Annotated in this window: 13 protein-coding genes and 1 tRNA gene; 9 read left to right on the forward strand and 5 right to left on the reverse strand. The window is 71.7% G+C overall.

Going from position 1 to position 15,749, the window contains the following annotated elements; translation table 11 throughout:
• Positions 1–9 precede the first annotated feature (9 nt).
• The 4 genes from BM342_RS11165 to BM342_RS11180 form a co-directional block, all read right to left on the reverse strand.
• Positions 10–3,462 (reverse strand): error-prone DNA polymerase, encoded by a 3,453-nt coding sequence (locus BM342_RS11165; RefSeq protein WP_092965698.1) that lies wholly within the window; start codon positions 3,460–3,462, stop codon positions 10–12.
• Between the two features lie 58 nt (positions 3,463–3,520).
• Entirely contained in the window at positions 3,521–5,131 is a 1,611-nt protein-coding gene (locus tag BM342_RS11170; RefSeq protein ID WP_092965700.1) for a DNA polymerase Y family protein, read from the reverse strand.
• Positions 5,128–5,967: a hypothetical protein gene (locus BM342_RS11175; RefSeq protein WP_092965702.1), complete on the reverse strand. Its 840-nt coding sequence runs from the start codon at positions 5,965–5,967 to the stop codon at positions 5,128–5,130. The genes BM342_RS11170 and BM342_RS11175 overlap by 4 nt, the downstream gene beginning before the upstream one ends.
• Before the next feature lie 156 nt (positions 5,968–6,123).
• Positions 6,124–6,207: transfer RNA gene (locus BM342_RS11180), tRNA-Leu, on the reverse strand.
• Between the two features lie 209 nt (positions 6,208–6,416).
• On the opposite strand from BM342_RS11180, the gene BM342_RS11185 reads away from it, so the two are divergent.
• Both BM342_RS11185 and BM342_RS11190 read left to right on the forward strand, forming a co-directional pair.
• Complete coding sequence (locus BM342_RS11185; RefSeq protein WP_092965704.1) at positions 6,417–7,790, forward strand: M20/M25/M40 family metallo-hydrolase; 1,374 nt, start codon at positions 6,417–6,419, stop codon at positions 7,788–7,790.
• Positions 7,791–7,835: 45 nt separating this feature from the next.
• Positions 7,836–8,654: an undecaprenyl-diphosphate phosphatase gene (locus BM342_RS11190; RefSeq protein ID WP_092965706.1), complete on the forward strand. Its 819-nt coding sequence runs from the start codon at positions 7,836–7,838 to the stop codon at positions 8,652–8,654.
• Positions 8,655–8,729: 75 nt separating this feature from the next.
• Here BM342_RS11190 and BM342_RS11195 read toward each other — a convergent pair whose 3' ends face one another.
• On the reverse strand, positions 8,730–9,713 hold the full coding sequence (locus BM342_RS11195; RefSeq protein WP_255368691.1) for a proteasome assembly chaperone family protein: 984 nt from the start codon (positions 9,711–9,713) through the stop codon (positions 8,730–8,732).
• Between the two features lie 76 nt (positions 9,714–9,789).
• Between BM342_RS11195 and BM342_RS11200 the strand changes: the two genes are divergently transcribed.
• The 7 genes from BM342_RS11200 to tatC all read left to right on the forward strand — a co-directional run bounded on the left by BM342_RS11200 (position 9,790) and on the right by tatC (position 15,746).
• Positions 9,790–10,464: an HAD family hydrolase gene (locus BM342_RS11200; RefSeq protein WP_255368692.1), complete on the forward strand. Its 675-nt coding sequence runs from the start codon at positions 9,790–9,792 to the stop codon at positions 10,462–10,464.
• Positions 10,461–11,489 (forward strand): tRNA (adenine-N1)-methyltransferase, encoded by a 1,029-nt coding sequence (locus tag BM342_RS11205; protein WP_092965712.1) that lies wholly within the window; start codon positions 10,461–10,463, stop codon positions 11,487–11,489. The genes BM342_RS11200 and BM342_RS11205 overlap by 4 nt, the downstream gene beginning before the upstream one ends.
• A 43-nt stretch (positions 11,490–11,532) precedes the next feature.
• Positions 11,533–12,489, forward strand: coding sequence for an FKBP-type peptidyl-prolyl cis-trans isomerase (locus BM342_RS11210; RefSeq protein ID WP_177232138.1), 957 nt, complete (start codon positions 11,533–11,535; stop codon positions 12,487–12,489).
• 58 nt (positions 12,490–12,547) lie between these two features.
• Entirely contained in the window at positions 12,548–13,621 is a 1,074-nt protein-coding gene (locus BM342_RS11215) for a helix-turn-helix transcriptional regulator (protein WP_255368694.1), read from the forward strand.
• Positions 13,618–14,601, forward strand: coding sequence for a helix-turn-helix transcriptional regulator (locus BM342_RS11220; protein WP_092965718.1), 984 nt, complete (start codon positions 13,618–13,620; stop codon positions 14,599–14,601). Before BM342_RS11215 ends, BM342_RS11220 begins: the two co-directional genes overlap by 4 nt.
• A gap of 65 nt (positions 14,602–14,666) precedes the next feature.
• Entirely contained in the window at positions 14,667–14,906 is a 240-nt protein-coding gene (gene tatA / locus BM342_RS11225) for a twin-arginine translocase TatA/TatE family subunit (RefSeq protein WP_092965720.1), read from the forward strand.
• Between the two features lie 3 nt (positions 14,907–14,909).
• The gene (tatC, locus tag BM342_RS11230) at positions 14,910–15,746 is read left to right on the forward strand and encodes a twin-arginine translocase subunit TatC (protein WP_369823136.1); all 837 of its coding nucleotides are present in this window, start codon (positions 14,910–14,912) and stop codon (positions 15,744–15,746) included.
• Positions 15,747–15,749 lie beyond the last annotated feature (3 nt).

Consider the following 15,749-nt stretch of genomic DNA (forward strand, 5'->3'; position numbering starts at 1 on the left):
CGGACGAGGCTAACGGAAGTCGCGCGACCGCAACGGCGCCGACACGGTGAGCCGTTCGAACCGGTCGGCGACGAGGTTCACCACGCCCTGCTCCGAGCGTTCGAGGATGCCGCGGATGATCATCGCGGGCGCCTCCCTCGCGACCCTGCGGTAACGCTGCCAGACGCCGACGCTCGCGATCACGTTGACCGTGCCCGACTCGTCTTCGAGGTTCATGAACGTGATGCCGCTCGCGGTCGCCGGACGCTGACGGTGGGTGACGACGCCGGCGATCTCGATGCGTCGCCCGTTCTCGGTGGTGCGGAGCAGGTCGCTGCGCAGCACGCCGCGCGCGTCGAGTCCTTCGCGGATGTGTCGCATCGGGTGGTCGTCGGGCGAGATGCCGGTGGCCCACAGGTCGTACACGACCTGCTCGGCGGGGGAGAGGATCGGCAGCAGGGGCGGCTGCACCACGACCACCGAGCCTGCGAGGAACTCCTCGCGGTCCTGCGCGGCCTCGCCCGCCATCCAGAGCGCCTGCCGGCGCCCGAGGCGGAAGCCCGCGAACGCCCCCGCCGCGGCGAGCGCCTCGAGCTGCTCGGCCGAGAGCGCCGCCCGCCGCGAGACATCCGCCATGTCCCGGTACGGGCCCCTGGCCTCGCGCTCGGCGACGATGCGCTCGGCCACGGCGAGACCGATCGACGAGACGTCGGCGAGCCCGAGTCGCACCGCGAAGGCGCCGTCGCGGCGGTGCTCGGCCGAGCGGTCGGGCGCCTCGCGCACGAACTTCTCGACGGGCGGCTGCACGGCGTCGACGCACGAGTGCATGCCGGTCGGCTCGCGGCGTCCGTCGTCGCTCGTGGGTCCGGATGCCGCGGGCGCCCCGTGCACGCCGGCGGGCGCGAGCGGCTCGAGTCCCGCATGCACCCCGGACCGCAGGATGTCGGGCCGGCGCACCTCGACGCCGTGGCGACGGGCGTCGGCGGTGAGCGTCGCGGGCGAGTAGAAGCCCATGGGCTGCGCACGCAGCAGCGCCGCGAGGAACGCCGCCGGGTGGTGCAACTTCAGCCACGAGCTCGCGTAGACGAGCAGGCCGAAGCTCAGCGCGTGGCTCTCGGCGAAGCCGAAGTTCGCGAACGCCTCGATCTTCGCGTAGATGGAGTCGGCGACCTCGGGTTCGATGCCGTTCTCGGCCATGCCCTGGTAGAGCTTCGCGCGGAGCCGGTCGATCTTCTCGACCCCGCGCTTGGAGCCCATGGCGCGGCGCAGCAGATCGGCGTCGGCCGCGCTGCAGTTGCCCACGGCGACGGCCATCTGCATGAGCTGCTCCTGGAAGAGCGGCACGCCGAGCGTGCGCTCGAGCACGGGTTCGAGCTTCGGATGCAGGTAACTCACCGCCTCTTCGCCGGTGCGACGCCGGATGTAGGGGTGCACGGCGCCGCCCTGCACGGGGCCGGGGCGGATGAGCGCGATCTCGACGACGAGGTCGTAGAAGCAGCGCGGCTGAAGCCGGGGGAGCGTGCCCATCTGCGCACGGGACTCGACCTGGAAGACGCCGATCGAGTCGGCGCGGCAGAGCATGTCGTAGACCGCGGCCTCCTCTTTGGGGATGGTCGCGAGCTCCCAGGTCTCGCCGGTGTGCTCGCGCACGAGGTCGAACGTGTACTGCAGGGCGGCGAGCATGCCGAGCCCCAGCAGGTCGAACTTCACGAGGCCCATCCACGCGCAGTCGTCCTTGTCCCACTGGAGCACCGTGCGTCGTTCCTTGCGGGCGTGTTCGATGGGGCACACCTCGCCCACCGGCCGGTCGGTGAGCACCATGCCGCCCGAGTGGATGCCGAGGTGACGTGGAAAGCTCAGCAGCTGCGAGGCGAGCTCGACCACTGGTGCCGGGATGTCGTGGTCGTCGCTGTCGACCACGGCGCCCCACCGTTCGACCTGCCGGCTCCAGGCATCCTGCTGGCCCGTCGAGAAGCCGAGCGCCTTGGCCATGTCGCGCACCGCGGCCTTCGGCCGGTAGCTGATGACGTTCGCGACCTGCGCGGCGTTCATGCGCCCGTACTTCTCGTAGACGTACTGGATGATCTCCTCCCGCCGGTCGGAGTCGAAGTCGACGTCGATGTCGGGCTCCTCGTCGCGCAGCGCCGAGAGGAACCGCTCGAACGGCAGGTCGTAGAAGATCGAGTCGACCGCGGTGATGCGCAGCACGTAGCAGACCGCCGAGTTCGCCGCCGACCCGCGCCCCTGGCAGAGGATGCCCCGCCGTCGGGCCTCGTGCACCAGGTCGTGCACGATGAGGAAGTAGCCCGGGAAGTCCTTCTGCTCGATCACGTCGAGCTCGCGCGCGAGGCGTTCGCGCACGTGCTCGGGCACGCCGGGGTAGAGCTCGGCGGCGCCTCGCCAGGTGAGCTCGCGCAGCCAGCTCATGGGCGTATGCCCGTCTGGCACCTTCTGCTTCGGCAGCCGCGGCCTGGCACTGCGCAACGTGAACCCGAGCTCGGCCGCGAGCGTCGCCGAACGCGCGACGGCGCCCGGGTAGCGCGCGAACCGCTCGGCCATCTCGGCCCCCGAGCGCAGGTGCAGGCCGTCGGATGCCGGCAGCCACCCGTCGAGCTCGTCGAGGCTGCGCCGGGCGCGCACCGCGGCGAGCGCCGACGCGAGCCGGTGCTCGCCCGGCGTGGCGTAGTGCACGGCGTTCGTCGCGAGCAGCGGCAGGCGCGCACGTTCGGCGAGCGCGGCGAGCTGGTCGTTCGCCCGCTGGTCGAGCGGATGCCCGTGGTCGAACAGCTCGACGACCACGTGGTCGCGCCCGAAGAGGGCGATCAGCCGATCGAGCTCGCGCCACGCGGCATCCGTTCCTCCGCTCGCGAGCGCACGACGGACCATGCCCTTGCGGCATCCGGTGGGGATGATCCATTCACCGCCGGAATGCTCGGCGAGCGCCTCGAGCGAGTACACGGGTCGACCCTTCTCGCCGCCCGCGAGCTGCCCCTCGGTGATCGCGCTCGCGAGGCGGTGGTAGCCCTCCTGCTGCCTCGCGAGCACGAGCAGGTGCTCGCCCTCGGGGTCGGCGGCGCCCATCTGCGGCTCGGTGAGGCCGAGCGAGAGCTCGGCGCCGAACACGGTCTCGAGCTCGGGAAAGCTCTCGGCTGCCTCGGCGAAGCGCACGACGCCGTAGAAGCCGTCGTGATCGGTGACGGCGAGCCCCGTGAGCCCGAGCCGGTGCGCCTCTTCGACGAGCTGCTCTGGCGCCGAGGCGCCGTCGAGGAAGCTGTACGTCGAGTGCGCGTGCAGCTCGGCGTACGGCACGACCGGCCCGGTCGGCGCTTCGAGGTCGGCTGACGGGCGGTACGGATGCCGCTTGCGGCTGAACGCCGGACCGTCGCCGCCGTCGGCGATGAGCGAGGGCGCCCCCGGCCGCCGTCGGTCGGAGAGCTTGCGTTCGAGCTCCGACCACGGGATGCCCGGATTGTTCCAGCCCATCAGCGGCACCGGCCCTTCGACGGCCCGTCGATCGACCGGCTGGGGATCCGTCGCACCATCAGTCGTACCTCGCCTCTGCCCACCAGCCGTCGCCGTCGCGCACGAGCAGCCACGCGCAGCCGTCGTCGTCGACGATCTGGAAGCGGTGCACGCGCTTGGCCGCGCTCGGATCCCACCAGCGCTCGACGACGGGCCACGGACCCGCCCAGGCTCGCACGGGCACGGCTCCGAAGCCGTCGGTGCGACGGGCGGCGCCCGACCCGCCGTCACCGACCGCGAACCGCTCGGGCACCGCGGAGATCGCTCCGCGGGCGTCGATCGAGACCTCGACGCCCCTGGCATCGAGCAGCGCCACCGGGCGGCGTTCGCGGAACACGCTCGCGGGTGCGAGGGCCGGCAGGCTGCCGGGCCACGGGGCGTCGCCCGACCGCCCGGCCGCGCGCTCGGGCGCCCGGTCGCCCCAGGGTACGAGCACCTGCCGGTCGGCGAGCATGCGACCGCCGCCGACCGAGGCGGTCACGACGGCGTCGTGACCCAGCATGCTCTGCACGCGTGTGAGGCCGTGGTGCACGCGTTCGTCGGGTCCGCCGCCCCAGAGGCCGTCTTCGTGGTTGCCCGTGGAGTCGATGCGCTCGGGGATCACGCGGAGCCGCACGATCGGCGACGCGAGCCCCGCGTCGGCCGTGCCCGAGCCCTGCAGCTGCCACCGCACCCGGTCGACCACGTCGGCGGGGGTGAACCAGCGCGGATGCAGCCAACTGCGGCTCGAGTGCCCCCCGCGTTCGTCGTCGAGCTCGATGCGCAGGCCCGTGCACACGAGACGCACGTCGCGCATGCGTTGGATGAACGCCTCTGCGTTCACGCGGAACGCGAACGCGAGCTGGTCGATGCGGTCGAGCGGCGGCTCGAAGTGCTGCTCGACCTCGAACTCGGGCGGTGGAGTCCGCGCGAGCACGCGTGCCTGCTCACGGCCCGCGGCCCGGTCGTGCGCGAAGGCGCCGGCCGCGCCGAACCTGCGCCGCACGTCGGCCTCTGGCAGCGCGGCGAACTCGCCGAGCGTGCGCACCCCGAGCCGGTTCAGCAGGATCGTCGTGCGCTGGTCGGTCACGAGCCCCACGGGCAACGGCGCGATGAAGGCGGCGGATGCCCCGGGGTCGACCACGTGCACGCCGTCGCCGGCCCCGGCATCAGCCCCGGAGACTCCGACACGGGCCGCCTGCTCGGCCGCGAACGGCCCGTCGGCGATGCCGACGCGCGCGCCGACGAGCCCCAGCTCGTCGAGCGTCGCGAGCAGGGCGGACGCCGCCGCCCGCTCGCTCCCGTAGTACCGCGCCGGGCCGCGGGCCCGCATGGCGAGCGTGCCGGGCCGGACGACCTGCACGCCGGGCACGGTCTGCTCGACCCGGCGCACGACCGGCTCGAAGACGCGCACGTCGAGCTCGGCGTCGTAGTCGAGCACGAGCAGGCCGGGGGAGCGCAGCTGCGCCTCCCTGAGCTTCAGCCCGCGCGCGACGCCGTGCCTGCGCGCCTCGGCCGAGCATGCGAACACGAGCCCCTGCGCGATGAGCGCGATCGGCATGCCCTCGTCGAGCCCCGCCTCGCGGCGCGCGGCGCGGATCGGCCAGTCGGGGCACCACAGCACGATCGTGCGGCCGGGTTCGGGGATCATCCGGCCCTCCGGCGCGCTTCGCCGACGAGGCCGAGCGGCGGGGCGGCCCGACCGGGACCCGAGCGGGGGTCGATGGACGTCGGGCTCGCACGCACGGGGACGACCGGCACGACGGGCTCGGGCATCGAGGCGAACTCGAGGTGCCGCCCCGGCAGCCGAAGACGCGACCCGGCACGGCGCACGAACTCGCCGCGACCCGCGACCCGCACGACGACCTCGCGATCGACGAGGTGGCCGTGCCCGCGTTCGAGCCCGTGCCACTCGCTCGCCTCGACCCCGAGCCTGGCGTCGCTGCCCGGCCAGGCGCCGGTGACGAGCAGCGTCGTGCCGCGCTGGCGGAGCCTCGCCTGCAGGCGACTCGCCTCGGCGGGGGAGACCTGCCCGGTCGGCCGCACGGCCACCACCGGGATGACGTCTGCGAGCGCAGCCGCGACGGCGAGCCACTGGTCGCCCGGATCGGGCACGAGCGCGAGCCGCTCGAGCGCGATGCCGAACCTCGCGGCGGCCTCGACGCCGAACTCGGGCATGCCGACGATCGCCGCCCAGCGTCCGTCGGCGCTGGGACCCGCGAGCAGGGCCATGAGCAGGGTCATCGACCCCTCGACCTGCACGATCGTGCCCTCGCGGAGGGTGCCGCCCGGGAGCACGTCGGCGAAGACCGGATGCGTCGGCACGGCCTTGGTCTCGAGACGCGTGCTCTGCATGCCCCGGATACGGGCCTGCAGCTCCTCGACGCGCGCCGCACGGGGTGCCTGACCACGGGATGCCTGGGCGCGAAGCGCGTCGGCCCGTGGGGCGCCGACGCCTGGCGAGGCATCGTCGAGGGGAGCGGTCATGGTCACCGTTCCAGTTTCGAACATATGTTCGAACACGGCAAGTCGGATGCGCCGATCGTCCGCAATCGCGTGACCGCCGCGAATGACAACCGAAACGCCCCCGGAAATGCAAGAAGGCCCGGATCGAAACCGATCCGGGCCTTCCCGACACAAGCGTGCGCGAGGGGGGACTTGAACCCCCACGCCCGTTAGGGCACTAGCACCTCAAGCTAGCGCGTCTGCCATTTCCGCCACCCGCGCTTGTGTCCGCCTTGCGATTTCTCGCTCGGCAACGAGATGAAACACTATCACGGTTCCGAGCGTGCTTTTGACCACGGGGGCCGATCGAACGCGGCTCACGGCGACCTCGCGGACCCGAACCGCAGATCAGCGGCATGTTCCGATTTTCGCATGTCGTCGTGTCGCGGCATCCGTCGCCCCGATCGGACACGGCGGCTACGGTGAAGGGCATGGCCGAGACATCCGCACCGCAGTCCGAGTCCGACCCCGCACGCGACCGCGCCGAGCCCGCACCCGAACGCGACCTCGAACCCGAGCTCGAGGAGACGGCGCGCATCGCACGCGACCTGATCAGGTTCGACACGTCGAACTACGGCGAGGGCAAGGCGAAGGGCGAGCGCGAGGCCGCCGAGTACGTCGAGGCGCGCCTGTCGGCGCTCGGCCTCTCGCCGCAGATGTTCGAACCCGAGCCGCGCCGCACGAGCGTCGTGGCCCGGGTTCCCGGACGCAACCCCGACAAGCCCGCGCTCGTGCTGCACGGGCACCTCGACGTGGTCCCGGCCGACGCCCGCAACTGGAGCGTCGACCCGTTCGCGGGCGAGATCCGCGACGGCATGCTGTGGGGCCGCGGCGCCGTCGACATGAAGGACATGGACGCCATGATGCTCACGGCGCTCGGCGACATCCTGGGCTCGGGCCGACTGCCCGAGCGCGAGATCGTCGTCGCGTACTTCGCCGACGAGGAGGCCGGGGGCGGCGTGGGCGCGAGCCGGCTCGTCGACGACCACCCCGAACTGTTCGCGGGCGCGACCGAGGCCATCAGCGAGGTCGGCGGCTACTCGATCACGGTCGGCGGCACGCGCGCCTACCTGCTGCAGACTGGCGAGAAGTCGCTGCTCTGGGTGCGGCTCGTCGCCCGCGGCACGGCCGCGCACGGCTCGCGCCTGATCCGCGACAACGCGATCACGAAGCTCGCGGGCGCGATCGCGCGCATCGGATCGACCGAGTGGCCGGTGCGCCTCACCGGCACCACGCGCGAACTGCTCGACCGGGTCGCCGACGTGCTGGGCGTCGACCCGCAGCAGGTCTCGCCCGACGAGCTCGCCCTCGCGACGGGCTCCGCGTCGGGGTTCATCACGGCGACCCTGCGCACGACCTCGAACCCGACCGGCCTCGAGGCGGGCTACAAGCACAACGTGATCCCCGACCGCGCAGAGGCGCTCGTCGACATCCGCACGCTGCCTGGCGAGGAGGACGCGGTGCTCGCCGAGATCGCGCGCATCGCGGGCGACGACATCGAGATCCAGATCGTCCATCGCGACGTCGGCCTCGAGTCGCCCACGTCGGGTGCGCTCGTCGACGCGGTGCACGCGGCGATCCACGCCCACGATCCCGGGGCGCCGGTGTTCCCGTACCTGCTCTCGGGCGGCACCGACAACAAGTCGCTCAGCAGGCTGGGCATCACGGGCTACGGCTTCGCACCGCTGCGCCTGCCTGAAGGGCTCGACTTCCCTGCGATGTTCCACGGCGTCGACGAGCGGGTGCCGCTGGACGCACTATTCTTCGGAAGACAGGTCCTCCGCGACCTCCTCCTCGACTACTGACGGTCTGAACTCCGGGTAGCCGGAGCGGAAAGGCGGCCCAGCCACGTGATCGAAGCGCTCATCCTCGGTTTCGTCCAAGGACTCACCGAGTTCCTCCCCATCTCCTCGAGCGCCCACCTGCGCATCCTCGGCGAGTTCCTGCCGGGGGCTCAAGACCCCGGGGCGGCGTTCACCGCGATCACGCAGCTCGGCACCGAGACCGCGGTCATCGTGTTCTTCTGGCGCGACATCGTGCGCATCGTCTCGCACTGGTTCGGCTCGTTCACGGGCCGAGTGCCCCGCAACGACCCCGACGCCCGCATGGGCTGGCTCATCATCGTCGGCTCGCTGCCGATCATCGTGCTCGGCCTGGTCTTCCAGGACGCGATCGAGACGACGCTCCGCTCGCTGTGGATCACGGCCACGATGCTCGTGGTCTTCGGCCTCATCCTCGGGCTCGCGGACTGGGCCGGCGCCAAGCGGCGCAAGCTCGACGACCTCACGGTCGGGCACGGCATCGTCTTCGGCTTCGCGCAGGCGCTCGCGCTCATCCCGGGCGTCTCCCGCTCGGGCGGCACGATCACCGCCGGCCTCTTCCTGGGCTACGAACGCGCCGCCGCCGCCCGGTACGCGTTCCTGCTCGCGATCCCCGCGGTCTTCGGCAGCGGCCTCTACCAGCTCGCGAAGAGCCTCGGCGAGCCGTCGGTCTACTCCCTCGTCGAGACGGGGGCCGCGACCGTCGTCGCCTTCCTCGTCGGGCTCGCCGTCATCGCGTTCTTCATGAGCTACATCTCGAAGCGCAGCTTCCTGCCGTTCGTGATCTACCGGGTGCTGCTCGGCGGAACCCTGTTCGTGCTCCTCGGCATGGGCGTCATCCAGCCCTGACCCGCCGGCCACGCGGCATCCGCTCGCCTTGACGAGCCGGACGACGGATGCCGCGGCCGGGCGGCCGCAGCCCGCTCAGGCGTCGCGCGGGCGCCAGGGCTCGTCGCGCGGGCCCTCGCCGCGCGGCGGCTCGCCCCGGCCGTCGCGACCGTCGGGCCCATCGCCGCGCCGACGCAGGTATCGCTCGAACTCCTGCGCGATCGCCTCGCCGCTCGCCTCGGGTGCGTCGACCGCATCGCGTGCGCGCTCGAGCTGCTCGATGTAGCCGGCCATGTCCTCGTCTTCGGCCGCGAGCGCGTCGACACCGGACTCCCACGTCTTCGCCTCCTCCTCGAGCGTGCCGCGCGGGATGCTGAGTCCCGTGAGCTCCTCGAGCTTGCCGAGGAGGGCGAGCACCGCCTTGGGGGAGGGCGCGTTGTGCACGTAGTGCGGCACCGACGCCCAGAGCGAGATCGTGGGCATGCCGGCGCGCTCGGCCTGATCGGCGAGCACGCTGAGGATGCCGACGGGCCCCTCGTACGTCGAGCGGTCGAGGCCGAGGCGGTCGCGCAGCTCGCGGTTCTCGCTCGACGCGAACACCGACAGGGGGCGCGTGTGCGGGGCATCGGCGAGCATCGCGCCGAGCAGGATCACGCCCTCGATGTCGGCGGCGAGCGCCTGGTCGACGAGCTCGGCGGCGAAGCTCTTCCAGCTGCGGGCGGGCTCGGCGCCGAGCAGCACGTGCAGCGTGTCGGCCCCCGGCCCGGTGACGCGTTCGTCGTCGCCGATCTCGACGACGGATGCCGCGGCATCCGCCTCTGACGAGGCCGCTGTCGCCGGCCCGCTCAGCGCGGCGCCCGGCCACTCGATGCGGCGCGAGCCGTCGTCGCCCTGCACGATGCTGGGCCGAGTGAACTGGTAGTCGAAGTAGAGCTCGGGGTCGACGGCGGCGATCTCGACGAGCCCCAGCCGCTCGGAGAGCAGCTTCGCCGCTCCCGTCGCCGCCTCGCCCGCATCGTTCCACCCCTCGAACGCGACGACCAGCAGTCTGCCGCCCTCGAATCCGGCCGCCTGATTCACGCTCGGTGCCCCGCTCTCCGCCGGGGAAAGCGCCCGGACATCTCCACAATAGGCCGTGCCCGTAGACTTGACGGTTGTGACCACTCGCCTTCCCGCCGCAGTCCTCTGGGACATGGACGGCACGATCGTCGACACCGAGCCCTACTGGATGGCAGCCGAAGAGGAGCTCGTCGGATCCTTCGGCGGCACCTGGACCCACGACGACGCCGTCCAGCTGGTCGGCAGCGGGCTCTGGGAGTCGGCGCGCATCTTCCAGGAGCACGGCGTCGACCTCGACGCCGACGCGATCGTCGCGTGGCTCACCGAGCGCGTACGCGAGCAGCTGAACGAGTTCGGGCTGCCGTGGCGGCCCGGTGCCCGCGAACTGCTCGAGGCGCTGCGCGACGCGTCGGTTCCCACGGCGCTGGTGACCATGTCGGTGCGTTCCATGGCCGACGACGTCATCAGGGCGATCCCGTTCCACGCGTTCGATGCGATCGTGACGGGCGACTCGGTGACCAACGCGAAGCCCCATCCCGAGCCGTACCTCGCCGCAGCGGCGGAGCTCGGCGTCGACATCGCCGAGTGCGTCGCGTTCGAGGACTCGCCCACCGGCGTCGCCTCGGCGGCGGCCGCCGGCGCGATCACGGTGGGCGTGCCCAACATCCTCTCGCTCGACGAGACGCCGGCGACGGTGCTCTGGCCGAGCCTCCACGGGCGAACGGTGGCCGACGTCGCCGCGCTCGCCCACTCACGAAAGGCGAGCGCATGAGCGAGTCCCGCGGCGAACGCAGCGGCCCCTTCCAGGTCGGCGACCGGGTACAGCTGACCGGCCCGAAGGGTCGCATGCACACCGTGACCCTCGAACCGGGCAAGGTGTTCCACTCCCACAAGGGCATCATCGCCCACGACGAGATCATCGGCCTGCCCGACGGATCGGTCGTCGCGAACCAGGTCGGCATCGAGTACCTCGCGCTCCGCCCGCTGCTCAGCGACTTCGTCATGTCGATGCCGCGCGGCGCGGCGATCGTCTACCCGAAGGACGCCGCGCAGATCCTCGCCCAGGCCGACATCTTCCCGGGCGCGACCGTCGTCGAGGCGGGCGTCGGCTCCGGCGCCCTCTCGCTCTGGCTGCTCCGGGCGATCGGCCCCGAGGGCCGGCTGCACTCGTTCGAGCGCCGCGACGACTTCGCCGCCGTCGCCCGCGGCAACGTGGCGACGTTCCACGGCGCCGACCCCGAGAACTGGACCATCACGCTGGGCGACCTCGCCGAGGCGCTGCCCGAGGTCGCGCCCGAGGCATCCGTCGACCGCGTCGTGCTCGACATGCTCGCACCCTGGGAGTGCCTCGGCGCCGTGTCGACCGCGCTGAAGCCGGGCGGCGTGCTGCTCTGCTACATCGCCACCGTCACGCAGCTCTCGCGCGTCGCCGAGGCGATCCGCGCCACGGGGGAGTACACCGAGCCGCAGTCGTCCGAGACGATGGTGCGCGGCTGGCACGTGCAGGGCCTCGCCGTGCGCCCCGACCACCGCATGATCGCGCACACCGGGTTCCTGCTCACCGCACGCCGGCTCGCGCCGGACACCGTGCTGCCGGAGCTCAAGCGCCGTCCGTCGAAGACCGAGTTCAGCGACGAGGACGTCGAGCTCTGGACCCCCGGCGCGCTCGGCGAACGCCAGGTGAGCGACAAGGTGCTGCGCAAGCGCGCGAGGCTCGCGGATGCCGCAGCCGCGCGTTCGCGCGAGGGTGCGGCCACCGACGACGCACCGACCGAACCCCCGGCCGAAGCCGAGTAGGCTTTTCCCGCCCCCACGCGACCCCACGAAGAATCGAGGATCAGTGCGCTCGTCATTCGCGCTCATCGCCACCGCCGGCCTCGTCGCCGTCGCCCTCACCGGATGCGCCGCTTCGGCCCCGGTGCCCGAGGCGACCCCGGGCGACTCGTCCGCCGCGGTCGTGGTGACCGGAAAGTTCGGCGAGGAGCCCAAGGTCTCCTTCCCGACGCCGTTGGCTCCCGAAGAGACCCAGTGCACCGAGATCATCGTGGGCACGGGTCCGGTGCTCGAAGAGGGGCAGCTGGCCATGGTCGGGCTCGCGGCGTTCAACGGCGCGACGGGCGACGAACTGCAGGTCTCCGGCTTCGGCAAGGACGACGCCGTGCCGCTGAACGTGAACGCCTCCGCGACCATGCCCGGCATCGCCAAGGGTCTCACCTGCGCGCGCGAGGGCTCGCGGGTCGTCGTCGTGGTGCCCGAGAAGGACGGCTTCGGCCCGAACGGCAACCAGTCGCTCGGCATCGAGCCCGGCGACAGCATCGTGTTCGTGGTCGACGTGCAGCGCGCATTCCCGTCGCGCGCCGACGGCACGCCGCAGTTGACGCGCGACAGGTTCCCCGCCGTGGTGCTCGCACCCGACGGCCGCCCCGGCATCACCGTGCCCAAGATCGACCCGCCGAAGTCGCTCCAGCAGGAGACCCTGCTCCAGGGCGACGGCGAGGTCGTCGAAGACGGTGACACCGTCGTGGTCCAGTACACGGGCGTGCTGTGGGAGCTCGGCGACGACGGCAAGGCCACCGTGTTCGACTCCAGCTGGGAGAACGGCACGCCTGCGACCTTCGTCGTCGGCACGGGCGGCCAGGTGATCCCCGGCTTCTCCACCGCGGTGGTCGGCCAGAAGGTCGGCTCGCAGATCGGCGTCATCATCCCGCCGTCCGAGGGCTACGGCGACCAGGCGCAGGGTGCGATCCCCGCGAACTCGACGCTGTTCTTCGTCATCGACATCCTGGGCGTGGTCTGACGTCCCGACTCGCCTCGATCCGGCGACCGGTCGCACCGGCATGGGTAGGATCGCTCCTGTGACCGGCGGCGAACGAAGAGACGTGAAGATCCCGGTCGAAGACCGCCTGTTCAGTCTCGTGCTCGCGCTCCTCGCGACCGAGACCGGACTGTTGAAGGCCGAGATCCTCTCGACGGTTCGCGGGTACGCGGAGCGCTACGATCCGCACGGCGGCAACGCGAACCTCGAGCGGCAGTTCGAGCGCGACAAAGACGAGGTGCGCGAGCTCGGCATCCCGCTCGAGACCGTCGAGTCGCCAGACCGCCCGGGCGACAACCAGGCGCTGCGCTACCGCATCCCGAAGGGCCAGTACGACCTGCCCGACGCCGTGCGGTTCACGCCCGACGAACTCGCCCTGCTGGCGCTGGCCGGCGAGGTCTGGCGCGGCGCCTCGCTCTCCGAGGACTCGCGCAGGGCCCTCACGAAGATCCGCGGGCTCGGCATCGAACCGCGCGAACCGGTCATCGGCTACGCGCCGAGGCTGCGGGTGCGCGATGCGGCGTTCGAACCGCTGCGCACCGCGCTCGATCGTCGCCAGCGCGTGCGATTCGCCTACCTCAAGCCCGGTGAGACTGCCCCGCGCGAGCGCCGCGTCGATCCGTACGCGGTCGTGCTCCACGAGGGCCGGTGGCACCTGCACGGCCGCGACGTCGACGCGGACGGCCTCCGCACGTTCCTGCTCTCGCGCATCATCGGCAGGGTCGAGGTCGTCGCGGGCGCCACGTTCGAGCCGCCCGCCGAGGGCGTGCAGGACCGGATCCTCGCCGAGCTCGACGAGCTGCGCCTCAGCAACGTCGCCGACCTCGCCGTGACGGCCGGCAGCGACGCCGAGGTCCGCCTGGGCAAGCGAGCAGTCCTCGGCGACGAAGACGCGGGCGTCATCCGCCTGCACTTCACCGATGTCGCGGTGTTCGCCGACGAGCTCGCCGCCTACGGTCCCGAGGTGCGCGTGCTCGGCCCAGCAGACCTCCGCGACGCCGTGCGCGACCGGCTGCGCATGGTCGCCGAGGCGCACGCGGCCGGCCCGAACGCAGACGCTCGGCCGAACGCGTACGGCACTCCTTCCGCTCCGCGAACAGAGGGCTCGAGATGACCCAGCGACGCGCCGCACTGCGCGCTCCCGACAAGCTCGTGTTCCTGCTCTCGCTCGTGCCCTACCTGATCGAGCAGCAGGTGGTCACGGTGTCCGAGGCGGCGACGCATTTCGGCGCGACCGACGACCAGATCCGCGATGCGGTGCGCCTGATCGCCATGTCCGGACTGCCGGGCGACACGGGCACCTACCAGTCCAACGACCTCTTCGACATCGACTGGGACGCCTTCGAGGAGCACGACGAGATCGTCATCGTGCACCACGTGGCGATCGACGAGGCGCCGCGGCTCGCCGCACGCGAGGCCGCCGCGCTCATCGCCGGCCTGCAGTACCTCGCGGCCCTGCCCGAGAACGCCGACAGCACGGCGCTCGCCTCGCTCATGGGCAAGCTCAGGGCGGGCGCCTCCTCCGCGCCGTCCGGACTCGCGATCGCCGAACCCGCGGCGGATGCCTCGCTCGCGCTCATCCGACGCGCCATCACGGGCGGCGTGCAGCTCGAGTTCGACTACCTGAACGCCAGGGGCGAGGCAGGACGGCGGCGCACCGATCCGCTGCGCCTCATCTCCCAAGACGCCGACTGGTACCTCCAGGCCTACTGCCACACCCGCGAAGACGTGCGCAACTTCCGCGTCGACCGCATGAGCGCGCTCGACGTGCTCGACCTGCCCGTCGGAGACCACGACGACCTCGACGTGCCCGAGACGCTCTTCCAGGGATCCTCATCCGATCTCGACGTGGTCGTCGACGTCGCCGCCGAGGCACTGCCCCTGCTCTCCGACTACTTGGCCGACTCGTCGACGCAGGAGGTCGACGGACGCCTCCGGGTGACGCTGCGACTCGCCCACGTGCACGGGCTGAAGCGACTGGTCGCGGGGCTTCCCGGCCTCGTCACGGTCGTCGCGCCGGCCGATGCACGACAGGTCGTGGCGGAGTGGGCCGCGGCCGGCCTGCAGGGGTACGACGAGGCATCCGTCCGCTGAGCGCGTTCGCGTTCGCGTCGACCGGTTAGACTGACCTCCACATCCCCGTCAGAATTGGACGCCGCATGTTCGCAAACCTCACCGGATGGCACTTCCTGATCATCCTGGTCATCATCCTGCTGCTCTTCGGCGCGCCCAAGCTCCCGGCGCTCGCGCGGAGCCTCGGGCAGTCGATGAAGATCCTCAAGACCGAGGTGCGCGACACCGACGGCAAGGGCGACCCGGCCGCAGGCGGCACGGGCGCCGACGGCGCAGACGCGACCGACGGCACCGCGAAGAAGCCCGATTCCACTCCAGGCGCCTGACGCATGACCGCGACAACGGCGCGCGGTGAGAAGAACCACGAGCGGCGGATGTCGCTCGGGGCGCACCTGATCGAACTCCGCAAGCGGCTGTTCATCGCGGCGATCGCCATCGTGGTCGGTGGCATCGCCGGGTGGCTGCTCACGGAATGGTTCGTCTGGGACGCGATCCAGCAACCCGTGGTCAGCGTCGCCAAGGCGCAGGCCGAGGCGTATGCGGCAGCGCACCCCGGCGAAGACGTCCCGCAGGTTGCCAGCATCGTCTTCCCGACGATCTCCAGCGCGTTCGACCTGCGCCTGCAGCTGGCGTTCACGATCGGCCTCGTCATCTCGAGCCCGGTCTGGCTCTACCAGATCTTCGCGTTCCTCGTCCCGGGGCTGAACACGCGCGAGCGCAAGTTCACGCTCGGGTTCTTCCTCTCGGCGATCCCGCTGTTCCTCGCCGGCTGCGCTGCCGGCTGGTTCGTGCTGCCGAACATCGTGAAGCTCATGACGAGCTTCGTGCCAGAGGGCGGCGAGACGCTGCTCACGGCCAAGGAGTACCTCGACTTCGTGCAGAAGCTCGTGCTCGCGATCGGCATCGCATTCGTGCTGCCCGTGTTCATCGTGCTGCTGAACTTCGCGGGCGTCATCAGCGCCGCGTCGATCATCAAGTCGTGGCGCGTCGCGATCCTCGTCATCGTGCTGTTCACCGCCATCGCCACGCCGTCGGCCGACATCGTGTCGATGTTCATGCTGGCGATCCCCATGATCGGCCTCTACTTCCTGGCGTGGTTCATCGCGCACCTGCACGACCGCCGTGTCGAGCGTCGAAACAGCGAGGAGTTCGGCGCGGCTGTCTAGGCT

Origin of the sequence: Agromyces sp. CF514, from assembly GCF_900113185.1 — a bacterium.
Lineage (GTDB): Bacteria > Actinomycetota > Actinomycetes > Actinomycetales > Microbacteriaceae > Agromyces.